The sequence below is a fragment of the Candidatus Neomicrothrix sp. genome (genome assembly GCF_035329545.1).
Classification (GTDB): Bacteria; Actinomycetota; Acidimicrobiia; order Acidimicrobiales; family Microtrichaceae; genus Microthrix; species Microthrix subdominans.
Window position 1 is genome coordinate 100911 of sequence record NZ_DAOLGP010000011.1, and the last position, 16905, is coordinate 117815.

The 16905-nt window shown below is 69.8% G+C and carries 18 protein-coding genes; 12 read left to right on the top strand and 6 right to left on the bottom strand.

Features of this window, described 5'->3' with window-relative positions:
• The first annotated feature begins 14 nt into the window (after positions 1–14).
• The 7 genes from PKD89_RS08610 (at position 15) to PKD89_RS08640 (ending at position 7589) form a co-directional block, all read left to right on the top strand.
• The gene (locus tag PKD89_RS08610) at positions 15–1133 is read left to right on the top strand and encodes a patatin-like phospholipase family protein (RefSeq protein ID WP_289010688.1); all 1119 of its coding nucleotides are present in this window, start codon (positions 15–17) and stop codon (positions 1131–1133) included.
• A gap of 351 nt (positions 1134–1484) precedes the next feature.
• Positions 1485–3371, top strand: a complete 1887-nt coding sequence (uvrC, locus tag PKD89_RS08615) for an excinuclease ABC subunit UvrC (protein ID WP_287379261.1) — start codon at positions 1485–1487, stop codon at positions 3369–3371.
• A 421-nt stretch (positions 3372–3792) separates the two neighbouring features.
• Positions 3793–4290 carry a LemA family protein gene (locus PKD89_RS08620; protein ID WP_349257335.1) on the top strand — a complete coding sequence of 166 codons (498 nt, stop codon included), beginning with the start codon at positions 3793–3795 and terminating at the stop codon, positions 4288–4290.
• Between the two features lie 7 nt (positions 4291–4297).
• Positions 4298–5167 (top strand): M48 family metalloprotease, encoded by an 870-nt coding sequence (locus PKD89_RS08625; RefSeq protein ID WP_287379263.1) that lies wholly within the window; start codon positions 4298–4300, stop codon positions 5165–5167.
• Between the two features lie 72 nt (positions 5168–5239).
• Positions 5240–6154 carry a pyridoxal 5'-phosphate synthase lyase subunit PdxS gene (gene pdxS, locus PKD89_RS08630; RefSeq protein WP_287379264.1) on the top strand — a complete coding sequence of 305 codons (915 nt, stop codon included), beginning with the start codon at positions 5240–5242 and terminating at the stop codon, positions 6152–6154.
• Positions 6155–6183: 29 nt separating this feature from the next.
• Entirely contained in the window at positions 6184–6771 is a 588-nt protein-coding gene (pdxT, locus tag PKD89_RS08635; RefSeq protein WP_287379265.1) for a pyridoxal 5'-phosphate synthase glutaminase subunit PdxT, read from the top strand.
• 65 nt (positions 6772–6836) lie between these two features.
• Entirely contained in the window at positions 6837–7589 is a 753-nt protein-coding gene (locus PKD89_RS08640; RefSeq protein WP_287379266.1) for a YebC/PmpR family DNA-binding transcriptional regulator, read from the top strand.
• Here PKD89_RS08640 and PKD89_RS08645 read toward each other — a convergent pair.
• From PKD89_RS08645 to PKD89_RS08665, 5 genes are all read right to left on the bottom strand, one after another.
• Positions 7535–8284, bottom strand: a complete 750-nt coding sequence (locus PKD89_RS08645; protein WP_287379267.1) for a hypothetical protein — start codon at positions 8282–8284, stop codon at positions 7535–7537. The two genes, PKD89_RS08640 and PKD89_RS08645, sit on opposite strands and share 55 nt — an antisense overlap.
• Entirely contained in the window at positions 8281–8835 is a 555-nt protein-coding gene (locus PKD89_RS08650; protein ID WP_287379268.1) for a hypothetical protein, read from the bottom strand. The genes PKD89_RS08645 and PKD89_RS08650 overlap by 4 nt, the downstream gene beginning before the upstream one ends.
• The gene (locus PKD89_RS08655; protein WP_287393166.1) at positions 8832–9218 is read right to left on the bottom strand and encodes a hypothetical protein; all 387 of its coding nucleotides are present in this window, start codon (positions 9216–9218) and stop codon (positions 8832–8834) included. Before PKD89_RS08655 ends, PKD89_RS08650 begins: the two co-directional genes overlap by 4 nt.
• Positions 9219–9284: 66 nt before the next feature.
• A complete protein-coding gene (locus tag PKD89_RS08660) occupies positions 9285–9623 on the bottom strand; it encodes a J domain-containing protein (protein ID WP_287379270.1) in 339 nt (112 codons plus the stop codon).
• A gap of 5 nt (positions 9624–9628) precedes the next feature.
• Complete coding sequence (locus PKD89_RS08665; protein ID WP_425591239.1) at positions 9629–10201, bottom strand: Asp23/Gls24 family envelope stress response protein; 573 nt, start codon at positions 10199–10201, stop codon at positions 9629–9631.
• Between the two features lie 341 nt (positions 10202–10542).
• Between PKD89_RS08665 and PKD89_RS08670 the strand changes: the two genes are divergently transcribed.
• Positions 10543–12714, top strand: a complete 2172-nt coding sequence (locus PKD89_RS08670; RefSeq protein WP_324332382.1) for a hypothetical protein — start codon at positions 10543–10545, stop codon at positions 12712–12714.
• 13 nt (positions 12715–12727) lie between these two features.
• Here PKD89_RS08670 and PKD89_RS08675 read toward each other — a convergent pair whose 3' ends face one another.
• Positions 12728–13711: a hypothetical protein gene (locus PKD89_RS08675; protein WP_287379273.1), complete on the bottom strand. Its 984-nt coding sequence runs from the start codon at positions 13709–13711 to the stop codon at positions 12728–12730.
• A gap of 113 nt (positions 13712–13824) precedes the next feature.
• On the opposite strand from PKD89_RS08675, the gene ruvC reads away from it, so the two are divergent.
• From ruvC to PKD89_RS08695, 4 genes are all read left to right on the top strand, one after another.
• Positions 13825–14352, top strand: coding sequence for a crossover junction endodeoxyribonuclease RuvC (ruvC, locus tag PKD89_RS08680; RefSeq protein WP_287379274.1), 528 nt, complete (start codon positions 13825–13827; stop codon positions 14350–14352).
• Positions 14349–14963, top strand: coding sequence for a Holliday junction branch migration protein RuvA (ruvA, locus tag PKD89_RS08685; RefSeq protein ID WP_287379275.1), 615 nt, complete (start codon positions 14349–14351; stop codon positions 14961–14963). The genes ruvC and ruvA overlap by 4 nt, the downstream gene beginning before the upstream one ends.
• Positions 14964–15017: 54 nt before the next feature.
• Positions 15018–16106, top strand: coding sequence for a Holliday junction branch migration DNA helicase RuvB (ruvB, locus tag PKD89_RS08690; RefSeq protein ID WP_287393165.1), 1089 nt, complete (start codon positions 15018–15020; stop codon positions 16104–16106).
• Between the two features lie 149 nt (positions 16107–16255).
• Positions 16256–16905, top strand: a 650-nt coding sequence (locus tag PKD89_RS08695; RefSeq protein WP_324332383.1) for a glycine--tRNA ligase subunit beta, incomplete at its 3' end; no start/stop codon positions are given.

Sequence of the window (16905 nt, forward strand, 5' to 3'; positions counted from 1 at the left end):
GAGCCGGCGAACCGATGAAGATCCCGGCCTGGCTACCCCGCCCCAAAGGTTCCACCGAGCGCCCCGAAGCCGAGCCGGCGGTCGCCGCCGACGGCACGACCGCAGTGCCCAAGCCCCGGCGCCACAAGGAGCCCCGGGTGGCCTTCGTCCTCTCGGGCGGCGGCAACCTGGGCTCGGTGCAGGTGGGCATGATGCGGGCGCTGGCCGAGCGTTCGATCCGGCCCGACGTGGTGCTGGGATGCTCGGTCGGTGCGCTCAACGGCGCCGCCTACGCCGCCGACCCCACCCTGGCCGGTGTCCGGCGCATGGAGGCACAGTGGCGGGAGGTCACCGGCGACAAGCTGATGCCCACCGGCCGCATGCCGAGCATGGTGCAGCTGCTGCGCAAGGGCGAGGCGGTGTCCTCAAACGAGGGGCTTCGCTCGCTGGTCGGCACCTTCCTCGGTGATCGTCAGACCTTCGAGTCGCTGAAGATCCGCTTCGAGTGCGTGGCGACCGACCTGGTGTCGGGCGTGGCCCGCTGGTTCGGCTCCGGCGAGCTGCTCGATCCGATCCTCGCTTCGGCCGCGTTGCCGGCGGTGTACCCGCCGGTCACGCTCGAGGGCCGTCGCTACGTGGACGGCGGGGTGATCGACAACGTTCCGATCTCCCGAGCCGTCGAGCTGGGTGCCGAGCGGGTGTACGTGCTGCACGTCGGGCTGCACGGCCGGCCCGAGGCCACGATCCGTCGTCCGGTCGACGGCGCCATGTTGGGCTACTGGATCGCCCGTAACCACCGCTTCATGCGCGATCTGTCCAACATCCCCAACGGCACCCAGGTGGTCATCCTGCCCACCGGCGCGCGCCCCGAACTGCGCTACGACGACTTCAGCCGCACCGAGGAGCTGATCCAGGTCGGATATCTACGGGCGGCGGAGTTCCTCGACGGCGACGAGTTTGCCTCCCTGCCCAAGCCGTCCCGTTGGTTGGGGCGCCTGGGCCTGGGGCGGCCGGGCGTGGTGATCGGCCCCCGGCTGCCCGCCGACGCGCTCTTGCCCGGCCCCGGCGACGGTGCCGCGTTCGAGGACGACGCCGAGCTCACCGCGGCGCTCAAGCTGGTCGAGGCCGCCTCGCCCCACCCCGGGGACGCCTAACCCGCCCACAGCCCGACCCGACCACACCCCGAACCGACCACACCCCGAACCGACCACACCCCGAACCGACCACACCCCGAACCGGGGAGCCCACACGACCGCCAGGGCGCGCTGTGGGCTCCCGGGTTGGCGGCGTGTCCCGACGCTGGACTCGACCCACCCATCCCGAACCGGGGAGCCCAAACGACCGCCAGGGCGCGCTCTGGACTCCCGAGTTGGTGGCTTGTCCCGAACCGGGGAGCCCAAACGACCGCCAGGGCGCGCTCTGGGCTCCCGAGTTGGCCAACGAGGTGGGGAGACGGGCGCTCGGTGGGAAGGAGACGGCGGCGTCGGACCGTAGGCTGCGACCCGATGATTGAGCGTCCCCCCGCCGGTACGATCCCCGACGAACCCGGCAGCTACCAGTTCCGCGACGGTGACGGCCGGATCATCTACGTCGGCAAGGCCAAGTCGCTGCGCCAGCGGCTGTCCAACTATTTCGGCGACCCCCGCACCCTGCACGTGCGCACCGCCCAGATGGTGGCGGCGGCCGAATCGGTCGAATGGATCACGGTCCGCAACGAGGTCGAGGCCTTGATGCTGGAGTACAACCTGATCAAGACCCACCGACCGCGCTTCAACGTGCGGCTGGTCGACGACAAGTCCTACCCCTACCTGGCCCTCACCTTGGGCGACGAGTGGCCCCGGGCGATGGTGATGCGGGGCAAGCGCAAGAAGCCCAACCGCTACTTCGGGCCCTTCGCCCACGCTTACGCGATCCGCGAAACGCTCGACCTGCTGTTACGCACGTTCCCGATCCGAACCTGCACCGACGGCAAGTTCAAGCGATACGCCGCCAGCGGACGCCCCTGCCTGCTCTTCCACATCGAGAAGTGCTCGGCGCCCTGCGTGGGCGAGGTGAGCCGCGAGGACTACAACCAGATGTTGGCCGACCTGGCGGCGTTCCTTGAAGGTGACACCCAACCGGTCCTCGACGAGCTGCGAGGCCGGATGACGGCCGCGGCAGCGGAGCTCGACTTCGAGTCGGCGGCACGGCTGCGGGACCGGCTGGCCAACGTCGAGCGGGCGATCGAGCGTCAACAGATGGTGGCACCGGGCAACGAGAACTTCGACGTGATCGGGCTGGCCGAGGACGAATTGGAGGCGGCGGCCCAGGTGTTCCACGTCCGCCACGGCCGGGTGGTGGGGCGCAACGGCTTCATCCTCGACAAGGCGCTCGACCTCGATACCAGCGAGACGATGGCCGAAGTGATCGAGCAGCTGTACGCCGAGGATCCGGTCGTCGGCCTGCCCAGCCTGATCGTTGTGCCCGCCGAACCGGCGGACGGCGAACTGTTCACCCGCTGGCTGAGCGAACGGCGTGAGTCCAAGGTGCAGATTCGGGTACCCCAACGCGGGGACAAGCGCGAGCTGCTCGAGACGGTGACCCGCAACGCCACCGACAGCTTCAACCGGCACCGGCTGAAGCGTGGCTCGGACCACAACAGCCGGGCCAAGGCGCTCAACGAGATTCAGCTGGCGCTCGACCTTCCCGAGGCGCCGCTGCGCATCGAGTGCTTCGACATGAGCCACCTCCAGGGCACCGATTACGTCGGCTCGATGGTGGTGCTCGAAGACGGGCTGCCCAAGAAGAGCGAGTACCGGCGCTTCAAGGTGCGCACCGTCGGCGGACGCTACGCCGGCGACTCCGACGACTTTGCAGCGATGGAGGAGGTGGTCACCCGGCGCCTGAAGGCCTTCGTTGCCGACCGCGACCTGCCGCTCGCCGAACGGGGCAAGTTTCAGTACCCGCCGCAGCTGTTGCTGGTCGACGGCGGGAAAGGCCAGCTGAGCGCCGCCGTGCGTGCCTTGGAGTCGGTCGGCCTCTCAGAGGAGATCCCGGTCGCGTCGCTGGCCAAACGCTTCGAGGAGGTGTTCGTGCCTCACTCCGATGTGCCGGTCGAGGTGCCCCGCGGCTCCGACGCGCTGTTCCTCTTGCAGCGCATCCGAGACGAGTCCCACCGCTTCGCCATCGGCTATCACCGCACCCTGCGAGAGAAGCGGTCGACGGCGTCGGTGCTCGACGATGTGGCCGGGCTGGGGCCCACCCGCAAGAGGCGGCTGCTCGACGAGGCCGGGGGCATCACCAAGCTGCGGGCAGCCGAACCGTCCGAGCTGCGGGCGTTCAGCTGGCTGCCCGACGCCGTCGCCGACGGGGTGTGGGAGGCGCTGCACGGTATCCCGGTGGCTGACAGCTGACGGATGGCTCCGGCTGGAACGCGCTACCCGAGCCGTCGGCCGGAGATGACCCGTCCACACCTTCCGGTTGCCGGATGCTCAAACGGCGATGCCGAAGCGGGTCGCAAAACGCTTCGTCGAAGCGACCGGAGTAGTCCACCTCGGCAAACGGTGGGATCCCGGCCAGGTCGTGGTGCCAATCGGACATGAAAGCCCTCAATCAAGGTCCCAGCGGTGTCGCAACGCTCGACGCTACCCGCATGGCCAGGCGTCGAATCCGAGCACCTCGAGAACCACGGCCGGGGGCACCGGGGTCGGTCGGCCCAGCGTCGATCGACCGCTAGGATGGACCCTTCTCGAAGAAGGAGGCACCTGCGTGACCGTTCTCATCGTCTTGCTCGTCATCGTGCTGCTCGTCGTCATCGGCGGCGGCCTGTACCTGATGGGCGCCTACAACGGCTTGGTCAAGCTGCGCAACAAGATCGAATCAGCCTTCGCCCAGATCGACGTGCAGCTCAACCGTCGCCACGACCTCATCCCTAACCTGGTCGAGACGGTCAAGGGGTACGCCACCCACGAGCGGGCGACGCTCGAAGGGGTCATCGCCGCCCGCAACGCCGCCGTGGCCGCCGAGGGCCCCGAGGCCCAGGCCGAGGCCGAAGGCGTGCTCAGCGGCATGCTGAAGCAGGTGTTTGCCCTGTCGGAGGCCTATCCCGACCTGAAGGCCAACACCCAGTTTCTCGACCTGCAACGCCAACTGTCCGAGACCGAGGACCGTATCGCCTACTCGCGCCAGTACTTCAACGACAACGTGCGGACCTACAACACCAAGATCCAGTCGTTCCCCCAGAGCCTGATCGCCAACAAGATGGGCTTCACCGAGCGGGCGTACTTCCAAGCGGACGAGGCCAGCCGGGCCAACGTCCAGGTTGAATTCTGAGCCGGTGGTGAACGCAGAGTCCTTCAGCACCGCAGAGCCACCCACCGACGCCGATCCCGACGCCGCAGCCGTCCATGCGGAAGCGACCCGCTCGCTGCGGACCGTTCCCTTGGATCTCGCCGAGCGCCGGGCCCTGCTCGAGGGCGAAGTTCGGTCGGTGTACCGGTCGACCGCAGCGGCCTTGGCGGTGCCGCTGATCCTGGTCTCCCTCCTGGTGGGCATCTTCGTCGGTTGGATGCTGGGCCTGGCGCTGTTGGTGGTGAGCATCGCCCTCGTCGTAGCGCTGGTCGCTTGGCGGCGATCCGGCGCGGTGACCGCGGCGCTCAACGCCCTGGGTGCCCGGCGGCTGCGGGCCGGGGAGAATCCCCGCTACGCCAACCTGATCGAGGGGCTGGCGATGTCGTCGGGGGTGGCGGAGCCCCGGCTGTACGTTGTCGACGACCCCCGGGCCAACGCCGCCACGGTGGCGTTGGGCGACGATGCCTGCGTTGTGGTCACCTCCGGGCTGCTCGACGCCGCCGACCGCATGCGTTTGGAGGCGGTCCTCGCCCAGCAGGTGGCTCACCTGGCCGGCGGTGATGCCCAGGCCGCCACCGCAGCCCATGCCTTCCGCACCAGCGTCGGTTGGCGCTACGAGCTCGACCGACTGCTGCCCGCCCGTCGCGAGGAGCTGTGCGACCTCAACGCCCTCGAGTTCACCCGCTACCCGCCGGGCCTGATCTCCGCCCTCGAGCTGATCGCCGAGATGGGCCCGGCCGGCTCCGACGGCGACCCTGCCGTCTCCCACCTGTGGATGGCAGCACCGGACGAGTTCCAGGTCAACAACGCCGCCCAGGTGACGATCGCCCGCCGCCTGGCGCTGCTCAACGAGTTGTAGCGCGGCCCCGGTGGCCATCGGTCGGACGCCCCGGCTTCTGACCCATCGAGTGCGGTCGGTACACTTCGGGCGATGAGCGACAGTTCCGCCAACGGCAACGCAGACACCCCCTCCACCTCGGCAACGATGACGGTGAAAAGAGGCTTGGCCGAGATGCTGAAGGGTGGCGTCATCATGGACGTCGTCGACGCCGAGCAGGCCAAGGTGGCCGAGGACGCCGGGGCGGTCGCCGTCATGGCGCTCGAGCGGGTCCCGGCCGACATCCGTCGCGACGGTGGCGTCGCCCGCATGTCTGATCCTGCGCTGATCGAGGGCATCCAGGAGACGGTGAGCATCCCGGTGATGGCCAAGGCCCGCATCGGCCACTTCGCCGAGGCCCAGGTGCTGCAGGCGCTCAACGTCGACTTCGTCGACGAGTCCGAAGTGCTGACCCCCGCCGACGAGGCGTACCACATCGACAAGTTCGCCTTCGACGTGCCCTTCGTGTGCGGCGCGACCAACCTGGGCGAGGCACTGCGCCGGATCTCCGAGGGTGCGGCCATGATCCGCTCCAAGGGCGAGGCCGGCACCGGCGATATTGTCCAGGCGGTCCGCCACATGCGTGCGATCACCTCGGCGATGAGGGCGATCTCGCAGGCCGACGAGGCCGAGCTGTTCGGCTGGGCCAAGGACCTGTCGGCGCCGCTGCCGCTCGTGCAGGAGGTCGCCCGCACCGGGTGGCTGCCCGTCCCGCTGTTCTGCGCCGGGGGAGTGGCCACGCCGGCTGATGCCGCCCTGGTGATGCAGCTCGGCGCTGAATCGGTGTTCGTCGGCTCGGGCATCTTCAAGTCCGAGACGCCATCGGTGATGGCCAAGGCCATCGTCGAGGCGGCGACGAACTACCAGGACCCCGACACGGTGGTTCGGGTCAGCCGGGGCCTGGGCGACGCCATGCGCGGACTCGACTCGGCCTCGCAGGAGATGAGCTTCTCCGAGCGGGGCTGGTAGCCCTGGGCGGAGCCCGGCCGACGATTGGTGTGCTGGCGCTTCAGGGCGCCTTCCGGGCGCACCGGCTGGTGATCGAAGGCCTGGGCGCGCCGGTACGCGAGGTGCGCACCGCAGCGGCGCTCGACGACGTCGACGCGCTGATCATCCCCGGCGGGGAGTCGACCACGATGTCCCAGCTGTTGGACAGCAGCGGCCTGCGGGCGCCTCTGGCGGCGCGGCTCGCCGATGGCATGGCGGTGCTGGGCACCTGCGCAGGCGCCATCCTGCTCGCCTCCGACATCCGGGACGGCCGCGAGGACCAGGCGAGTTTTCAGTCGATCGATGTGACCGTACGGCGCAACGCCTACGGCCGCCAGCTGGCCAGCTTCGAGGCCGATCTGGAGGTAGCCGACGGCGCCGAACTGCCGGCCGCCATCCACGCCGTCTTCATCCGCGCGCCCCGCATCGAGCGGGTGGGTGCCGACGTGCGGGTGCTCGCCGCCTTGGGGTCCGAACCGGTGGCGGTGGCCTCGGGCCGGGCCTGGGCGACGACGTTCCACCCCGAGCTCAGCGACGACACCCGTTTCCATCGGGCGTGGCTGGAAACGGTCGCCGGTGGTGCCCCTATGCTCGGATAAGCGGGGCGCTCCTCGGAGCGCGGCCTCCGCTCACAGCCCCACGCCAACGAGAAGGATCACCACGTATGTCGGGTCACTCCAAATGGGCGACGATCAAGCACAAGAAGGGCGCCGCCGACGCCAAGCGCGGCAAGCTCTTCGCCAAGCTCATCCGCCAGTTGGAGATCGCCGCCCGGGGAGGGGGCGGCGACCTGGACTCCAACCCCACGTTGCGCACGATGTACCAGAAGGCCCGGGACGCCTCGGTGCCGGTCGACACGATCGACCGTGCCATCCAACGGGGTACCGGCGATCTGGAAGGGGTCACCTACGAGGAGGTCACCTACGAGGGGTACGGCCCCCACGGCGTGGCCATCTTCCTCGACGGCTCGACCGACAACCGCAACCGCACCGGCGCCGAGATCCGCGCGATCTTCTCCAAGGCGGGCGGGTCGCTGGCCGAGCCGGGCGCCGTCGCCTGGCAGTTCGAGCGCAAGGGCATGATCCTCGTGCCCGCCGAGGTGACCGAGGACGAGCTGATGCTGACCGCCATCGAGGCCGGCGCCGAGGACATCGTCCCCGGTGACGGGGCCTGGGTGGTCACCACCGACCCGCACGAGCTGATGGCGGTGCGCGACGGGCTGGTCGAGGCGGGCATCGCCACCACGTCGGCCGAGCTGACGATGATCCCGATCAACCTGGTCGAGCTGGCCACCGCCGGCGAGGCGCGGGGCGTGCTGGCGCTGATCGATGCGCTGGAGGACCACGACGATGTGGCCGACACCTACGCCAACGTCGATGTGCCCGACGACGTCGCCGCCGAGCTTTCGGCCGAGTGATCTGACGGCCGTGACCCGCCAGGCCACCCTGCCGGTTGCGGCAACGCCGGAACCGGCAGGATGGCCTGGGTCAGGGTGATCTGGGGCACCTTGCCCGGTGCGACAATTGCCCGAGCGGAGGCGGTCGGCGCAACGAGCGTGCCGCCGTCGACCACGCCGGTCTTGGCGTGCTTGAGGCCGATGCGCAGGATCAGCGCAGCGTCCGGCCGGCCGAGCGTGCGGCGCAGTCCGGCCCGCACCCGCTCGTCGATCCGGCCGGTGAGGGCGGTCAGGTCGTATCCGTCGTCGACGATCAGGCGCAGCTCGATGGTGGGCGGTGCGTCGGAGAGCACCCGCGCCGCCGCCGAGATCACACCGGGCACCAGCTCGGCCTGCTGGGCGACCGCGTCGGCCGCCGGGCGGGCTCGCACCGAGACAGGCGCATCGGCTGGGCCGCCTCCGGCATCGAAGCGGTCGGCCCGGTCGCGGGTGCGGCGGGTCTGGCTGATCAGCCAGGCGAGCCCGGCGAGGACGACGGCCACGCCGAGTGCGGCGACCGCCCACGGAAACCACGGCTCGCCCAGCCAGCCCTTGAATGGCTCGCCGACCACCCGGCGGCCGGGGTTGATCCAGCGGTGCCACACGAGAAAAGTCGCCCCCACCGACGCGCTGATCACGCCGAGCACGATCAGCCATGCCCGATCCCAACGGCTCACGGCGACCGCCTCGACCGCTTGACCTTGATGCCGCGCCGGGGCTGGATGGCCAGACGCTCCAAGGCGGCGACCACCCGCTGTTGGACGAGCGCATCGACGTCGGCGCCCGGCGGCAGGTCGGAGGGGTGGTAGCGAACCTTCACCCGGACCCGCTTGCGGACCGTCCACCGGGCCGATGCTCGCTCGACCGCCGGCACCGACCGGGCTGCGCGCACCGCTGCCGAGCGGGCATCGGCCAGGTCGAGGGTCACCACCATCCCGGCGGGAACGAGCGCCAGCGCCACCCGTCGGCGCTCCGTCCTGGCCAGGCTGAGCAGCAGCAACCATGCGCCGAGCGCACAGAGGCCCACCGCAACCCCCGTCAGCCAACGCTCACCCAGGCGAACGTCCTCCAAACGACGGGCGAGCACCGGCCATCTGAACGCAACCGGCGAAAACCCGCCGATGTGGGCCACTGCCTCGATGACGACCAACGTGCCGACGCCCATCAGCGCCAACGCGGCCAGCGCTGCGGTTGCCCGGGCGACGCGACGGAGCCGGTTGCCCCTCACAGCAGCGCCCCGTCGGTGTCCTCGACCCGGAGGGCATCGAAGCGAACCCAGACCGCCTCGGGGTCGAGGGTCGTTCCCAGCGAGGCGTTGACGCCGTCGGACACCGTTCGTCGGAGCCTGTCGGCCAGCTCGCCCAGGGGGGTGCCCCAGCTGGCATCGACCCGCAGGGTGATCCGAACCCCGCCGCCTTCCCGGGTCACCGCGCTGGTCACGGGGGCGTCGGCCGACCCGGCCAGGCGTCGCAGGCCGCTTCGTTGGGCAGGCTGCGCCACGCCGTCGACGGTGAGGGCCAACCCTGTCGCCAACTTGGCGATCACCTCGAAGGACACGTCGAGGCGGCCGTCGATCGATCCGGGGAAGGCGAGGCGCACGACGTCGCTCATCGGATCGGTCCGTCGATAGCGCCGGCGAGACGGCTCGGGCGCGTGTGAGGGTCAGCGGTCATGGCGTCAGTCGACCCGCGAAGGTGGAGGCGCCAGGGACGGGAACATCGTGGCCAACGACCGGCGCAGGCGCCGCACCCTCAGCCGTCGTCGCGACGGGGCGCCCAGGACCGGACTCGCACTCCTGGGGGTGCAAGATGCGGGGCCGATCGACGACAGCAAGGTTTCCCTGGCGGAACGTCCGAGCAGGAACGCCTCGGCGTCGCCGCCCCGGTCGGGGTGGTGACGCTTCACGTAGGCGCGCCACGCGAGGTCGATCTCTCGTTCGGTCGCACCCGGAGGGACCCCCAGGACGGTCTCGGGAGCGGCGGGTGGCGGCCCGTCTGCGGGACCGTTGGGGCTCATCGCCGCTACTGCACCCGCTGGTGCGCACCCGGTTGGGCCTGACCGTCGGAGCCGGCCTGGACACCGTCGCTCGGCACGTTGACGTCGGTGACCGAGATGTTCACCTCGACCACCTCGAGCCCGGTCATCTCCTGCACCCGGCGGATGACGTTGTCACGAACCGCTTGGGCGACGTCCTGGATCGCAGCCCCGTAGATGGTGACGAGGCTGAGGTCGGCAGCCGCCTGGGTGGCGCCGACCTCGACCGAGACGCCCTCGGTCACGCTGGACGAGCTGCCGGGCAGCAGGTCTTTGACCGCCCCCATCGCTCGGCCCGACCCGGAACCCATCGAGTGGATGCCCGCCACCTCGCGAGCGGCCATGCCCACGATTTTGGCGACGACCCCCTCGGCGATCGTCGTGGTGCCCTTATCGGTGTGCAGCGCCGATTCGGGGCGCACCTCGATCGATGTCGAAGCGCCGGGGTCCGCGCCCGTGAGAGCGTTCTGCGAGCCATGTTCGGAGCTCGGGGCACCGTCCACGTCACCTCCAACACCGTCATCGGTGGGCGGCGAAGTGGCGGTGGACGTCTGGTCGATCATGGTGGTTCCCCCGGGAGGCGGTGGTGGGCGGTATGCAAGGTTGCCAGATGCCCGCCACCGCACGCGGCCAAACCTGCGGGCGACCTCCATCGGCGACCCGTGGGCCCGCTTCAAGGGTCCAACGACGATCGAGGGTGGACGGGTAGCGTTGAGCATCGGCAGCGCCGACTCGTCGGCCGCCGCAGGCCGAGCCACCAAGCGCAGGCGTTCGAGTGCCAGCCACCAGGTGTCGGGCGCTCAGCCGGCCCGACCGAGGAGAGGACAACGTGTTCCGACGACGGGCCCGAGCGGGGCGAACGATGCAGCCGCCGACCACGCGTCGCCAGGCCCCTTTGGCGGTGGCGGCAACCGCGCTGACCGTCGCCCTGTTGGGCGCCTCCTGCACCGACGGCACGGCGTCGGACCGGACCGCCGAGGAGTCGACCGGCTCCGACACCGCCGCGCCCGAACTGTCGACCACCGAGCTTCAGGCCCTCACCCGACTCGACGACCAGGGTCCCGGCTGCGATGCCCTGGACACGACCAGATGCCTGTTGCCGTTTCCCTCCGACACCTACACCGTGTCCGACGATTCGGGGACGTCGTCGGTGTCCTCGGAGAAGGGGACCGGCCGGACGGTGGCCTTTGTCGAGAAGAACATGCCGGCCAACGCCGACGACGTCCACATCGACCCGACCGAATGGAACCGTAACGACGGCTTCAGCCCGAACACCCCGATCCTGACCTACTTCCCCAACGTGGACCTCGAGCGCAGCGCCACGCCGACCGAAGGCGAACTGAGCGTCAGCATGTCGGCCGACAGCCCCAGCGTGTTGTTCGACCTGACCGATGGCAAGCAGATTCCCCACTGGGTCGAGGTCGACCAGCGGGCCGAGGACCCGGCCGAACGGTTGACGATCATGCGGCCGGCGGTTTCGCTCCCCGAGGGGCATCATTTTGCGGTCGCCTATCGGGACCTGCTCGACGAGCGGGGCCGCGCGATCCCCCCGTCGGCCGCCTTCCGTGCCATCCGGGATGGGCTTGACCTCGACGAGGTTGACGTCTCGGCCGGAGCCAAGGCCACGCTGGGCGAGCGCTCTGACGAGCTGGCGCCGGTGCTCGACCAGCTCGACGAGGCCGGCGTCGACACCGCTGGGCTGATCGTCGCCTGGGACTTCACCGTCGCCAGCACCTCCAGCCTGTCGGGCCGGTTGCTGTCGATGCGTAACGCTGCGCTGAAGGCAACCGAGAAGCAGCCGGTCGTCGTGAAGGTCACCGGCACCGAGGAGAACCCGACCAAGCTGCCCAAGGGCATCGGCCGCAAGGTCACCGGCACCTTCGCCCTGCCGCTGTTCTTGAAGGGAAAGGGCGAGCCCGGGTCGCCGATGACCTACGACAAAGACGGCACCACGCCCAAGGCGACGGGGACGACCTACCAGGCCGGGTTCACATGCATGCTGACCAACGCCCAGCTGGGCAACGAGCTGGGGGGCAAGGCCCGCGCCGTCGTCTACGGCCATGGGTTGTTGGGCAGCCGGGACGAGGTGGCCGGCAACGACCTGGGGGCCAACGCCGCCTCCGGCAACCAGATGTATTGCGCCACCGACTGGCTGGGCATGAGCACACAGGACATCGGCTATGCCACCGAGGCCCTCGGGGATCTCTCGAAGTTTCCGGCGATGGCCGACCGCATGCAGCAGGGCATCCTGGCGCAGCTCGTGCTGGCCAGGGCCATCATCGACCCCCGGTCGCTGCCCCAGCTTCCGCAGTTTCGGAACAAGGACGGCTCGGTCAGCTACTTCACCGACGAGGTGTTCTTCGACGGCAACAGTCAGGGCGCCATCATGGGCGCCGCCGCTACGGCGGTGGCCACCGACTGGAAGCGGGCGACGCTGGGGGTGCCGGGCATGAACTACTCCACGTTGCTGCAGCGCTCGACCGACTGGGCCACCTATGCCGCGGTGATGGACCCCGCCTACCCGAGCGACGCCGACCGCCAGCTGGTGTTCGGCCTGCTACAGATGCTGTGGGATCGGGGCGAGGCGGGCGGCTACGTGCAACACCTCACCTCCAATCCGTATCCGAAAACCCCCGAACACCAGGTGATCCTCGCCGTCGCCTTCGGTGACCATCAGGTGGCCCCGGTGACGGCGGAGAACATGGCGAGAATGCTGAAGATCCCCTTCCACGAGCCGTCGCTGGCCGATGGCCGGGACCCCCGGGAGGAGCCGCTGTGGGGGCTCGACCCGATCACCGACTACCCGGCCGATGGCTCGGCGCTGTTCTACTGGGACAGTGGTGCGCTCGCCCCGCCCCCCGGCAACGTCAGCCCGACGATGAGCGACGAGTGGATCGACACCTGCAGCTCGCTGAGCGAGGACGAGGTGGATGCCGACGCCAAGTGCGCCGACCCGCACGAGGACCCACGTCGGGCGATCGGATTCGTCACGCAGAAGCAGACGTTCTTCGAGACCGGCACGATCATCGACCCCTGCGGCGGCGAGCCGTGCCGGGCCAAACCGACCGGCTGACCGGCCCGCCGGCTCAACCGGTCGCTGCCGGCACCGCCAGCGGGGCCAACCCGAGCTCACCGCGGATGTTGGCCCGCAGGTCCACCAACTCGGGGAACTGATCGAAGAAGCGCAGCTTCTGGTCGACCACCCGGTCGCCGGTGACGGGAGCGTCGTAGTGGGGGTCGTCGTTGACGAATTTCGGACCGGCGGGGGCATTGAGCAGCACCCACTCGGCGAAGGTCTCGGCCATGTCCTCGGCGGGGTTGGTGGCCGCGTAGTCGTCGGTGACGTGCTCGGTGGCGCTGTAGCGATCGTCGATGTCGGACTGCTCCTCCGGATAGTCGTCGCCATCGGTCACGTCCGGGTAGAAGGCTTCGCTCCACAGGCGCAGGTACGACCCCGGCTTGGGGCACGCCTCCCCACCGTCGTACACGTCGCAGAACTCGTCCTCGGTGCCTGGAGTCAACGCCGAGGGGCGGAACTGCAGCAGGTGGGCGTACTCGTGGATCATCGTGCGGGTCAGCTCCTTGAACTCCACCGCGCCGCTGACGTCGATGGCCAGGTACCGCTTGTCGTCATCGGTCGCGCTGTTCTGGAGGGCTCCGTCGGTGCCGTCCGAGGCGTCCTGGTCGATGCCGACGAGCAGGTCGATCTCCGGGCGCCCGGCGGCGGGAAACAGCGCAGCGAAGCGGCCCCACGCCTTCTGGGTCAAGGCGGGGATTGGCGTGTCGTCGTTGGGAACCAATTGGTCGCCGTCGATGCGGTACTCCTCGACGATGGCGATGGTGTCGTCGTCGACCTCCCCGGTGGTCAGCTCCCGTGGGGGGCTCGTCGCGACGAAGGCTTCCTCCGTCTCGGTGGTCGTCGTGCGATCGGTCGCAGCCTCGTCGACCGTCCTCCCACATGATGCACCCAGGAGCAGCGCCGACAACGACACCGCCACACCGCTGCGCCGCAACCACGAAGCTCGCCGGTGGCGCCCCGCCGGGCCGGTGAAGGCTTTCGTGTTGCTCATGGAGTTCCTGTCGCTGTGTGGCCCGCGTAGATGACCGGGGGAGGGGGTCTCCGACGATATTCGCCCCCGAGCGATCCCCCCGGCAAAGCGATCAATCGGATAGGGTCGTACGCGTGTTCGTTCTCGGGATCGATCCGGGCTTGTCCCGATGCGGGTACTGCTGTTTGGATACCGATGGCCGCACCCATCGCACGGTGGCGCTCGGGGTGTTGACCACGCCGCCGTCGGCGCCGGTGCCCGAGCGGCTGGCCGAGCTGGCCGGCGACATTCGGGCGTTGTTCGACGAGCTTCGACCCCAGGCGGTTGCGGTTGAACGGGTGCTGTTTCAGGTCAACGTGCGCACCGCCATCTCGGTCGGCCAGGCCAGCGGGCTCGTCTTGGCCGAGGCGGCCGGGCGGGGCTGCGACGTCGTCGAGTACTCGCCGAACCAGGTGAAGGGTGCGGTCGCAGGACACGGTTCCGCCGACAAGGACGAGGTGGCCACGATGGTGCAGTGGCTGTTGGGGCTGAGCAAGCCGCCACATCCCGCCGATGCCGCCGACGCGGCGGCGATCGCGTTGTGTCATGTGGCGATCGCCGGCGTCGGCACCACCGGACGCCGCGCGTCGAGCAGCGCCACCAGCGTCCGGGCCGGCCGATGATCGGGTCGCTGCGCGGCACGCTGCTGGCCCGCCATGGCGCCGAGCTGACGATCGAGGTTGCCGGTATCGGTTATCGCTGTGCGGCGTCACCGGGGCTGGTCGCCGCCGGGGGCGAGCTGGGCGACGAGCTGTTCTGCTGGGTGCACCACCACCTGCGCGAGGACGCACAGACGCTGTACGCCTTTGCCACCGAGGACGAGCGGGAGCTGTTCGAGGTGCTGATCGGCGCCCACGGCGTGGGCCCGGCGCTGGCGATGGCCATCCTCGGGGTGCACTCCCCGGGCGAGCTGGCGCGGGCGGTGGCCGCCGACGACCTGGCCGCCCTGTGCCTGGTTCCCGGCGTCGGTAAGAAGACGGCGGCGCGGCTGCTGATCGAACTGAAGAGCCGACTCGATGTCGGCAGCTTCGACGTTGGGACGGTGCCCGGCGGCGACGCCGACGGCGGCGCCTCCGGTGAGCCTGTGGCGAGCGCCAAAGCCGATGTGCGATCGGCGCTGGGGGAGTTGGGGTACTCCGCCGACGAGGCCAACCGCGCCGTCGCCGCCCTGCCCGCCGGCGACAACCCGGCGGAGCTGTTGCGCGCCGCCCTCGCCCATCTGGCTGGAGACTGAACGTGATGGGCGAACCGTTGAGTACCCCCGCAGCGCACCTGGCGGGAAAATAGCATGGCCCGCGACGAGCTGATCGAACCCCGGGCGACCGAGGCCGACTATCCCCTGGAACCGCCGCCGGACCGGGCTCCCGGCAGCGAGGACGGCGAAATCGCCGAGCCCGGGCTGCGGCCCCGCACGCTGGCCGAGTTCGTCGGCCAGCGCGAGCTGAAGGAACGCCTGCGCATCATCTTGGAGGCGGCTCGTCGGCGCGGCGCCGCAGCCGACCACCTGCTGTTCGCTGGGCCGCCCGGCCTGGGCAAAACCACGTTGGCCGGCATCGTCGCAACCGAGGTGGGCTCGACCATGCAGGTCACCAGCGGTCCGGCGTTGGAGCGGGCCGGGGACCTGGCGGCCATCCTCACCAAGATCGGCGACGGCGATGTGTTGTTCATCGACGAGATCCACCGGCTGCCCCGGGCGGTCGAAGAGGTGCTGTACCCGGCGATCGAGGATTTCCAGCTCGACATCGTGTTGGGCAAGGGGCCGGCGGCCCGGTCGATCCGGTTGGATCTGCCCGAGTTCACCCTGGTCGGCGCGACCACGCGCACCGGGCTGATCACCGGACCGCTGCGCGATCGCTTCGGGCTGGTCGCCCGCCTCGACTACTACGAGAGCGCCGACCTCCAGTCGATCGTCGAGCGCACCGCCACGATCATCGAGGCGCCGCTGAGCACCGAGGGCGCCCGCGAGATCGCTCGGCGGTCCCGGGGCACGCCCCGCATTGCCAACCGGCTGCTGCGCCGCGTGCAGGACTACGCCGACGTCGAGGCCGACGGCAACATCGACGCCGACGTGGCCCAGCGAGGGTTGGCGGTGTTCGGCATCGACAACCTGGGACTCGACAAGGTGGACCGGGCGATCCTCGACTCGATCGTTCGGCGTTTCGCCGGTGGGCCGGTCGGGTTGTCGACCCTGGCGATCGCGGTGGCCGAGCCAACCGAGACGGTGGAGGACGTTCACGAACCGTTCCTCATCCAACAGGGCCTGTTGATGCGCACGCCCCGAGGCAGGGTGGCCACCCCGGCGGCCTGGAAGCACCTGGGCCTTCCGGTGCCGGACGCGCCGACGCCCAGCGCCACCTTGTTCGACAACGACGGCTGAACCGCACCTCAGGCCGCCCGGGTACCCTGCCGGGAGGACGGGTCTGCGCTCGGCGAGCGGAGACGGAGGGAGGGACGTTCGAGATGGCTCACGAACTGCATCCGGTGCGGGTGCTGGTGATCGACGACCACGAACTCACCCGAAGTGGTGTGGTCGCCGAGCTGAAGGCTGATGCCCGCCTCGAGGTGGTCGGCGCGTTCGGCTCGATCCGCACCGTGCCGCTGCCGGCGACGGAACCGGCCAACACCGACGTCGTGATCGTCGACCTGTCGTTGCCAAACGAGGCCGCCGGCATACAGGCGGTCGAGCGGGTGGTGCCCTGGGGCATCCCGGTGGTGGTCTGCACGATGTTCGCCACATCGATGATCCGCGACCAGGCCAAGGCGGCCGGGGCCGCCGCCTTCGTGTCGAAGCGGTCGGCGGCCCTGCAGTTGATCGATGCCGTGCTGTCGGCCCATCACGGTGTCTATTTCGAGGCGGGCATCGAGTTTCTCGACGATCATGCGCAGCTGTCACCCGCCGAGCTGACGCGTGAGGCGACCGGCTGGGCCAAGGAGAGCAAGGCCGCCGGGGTCAACGTCAACCTCGCCCCGGTGACCGACACGGTGCCGAAGGAGGAGGACGGCGACAGCGTCGCGATCGCCGTCGCGCTCGCCGACAAGCTCGACACGCTGGTGGGGTTCTGGGCCATCGGCGAGAAGCCGACGGGGAGCGGTGATCCGTATCAGTTGCGGCGCGCGGCGCTGGGTATGATCCGTATCCTCCTCGAAAATGATTTGCGGCTGTCGCTCAGCAAGAA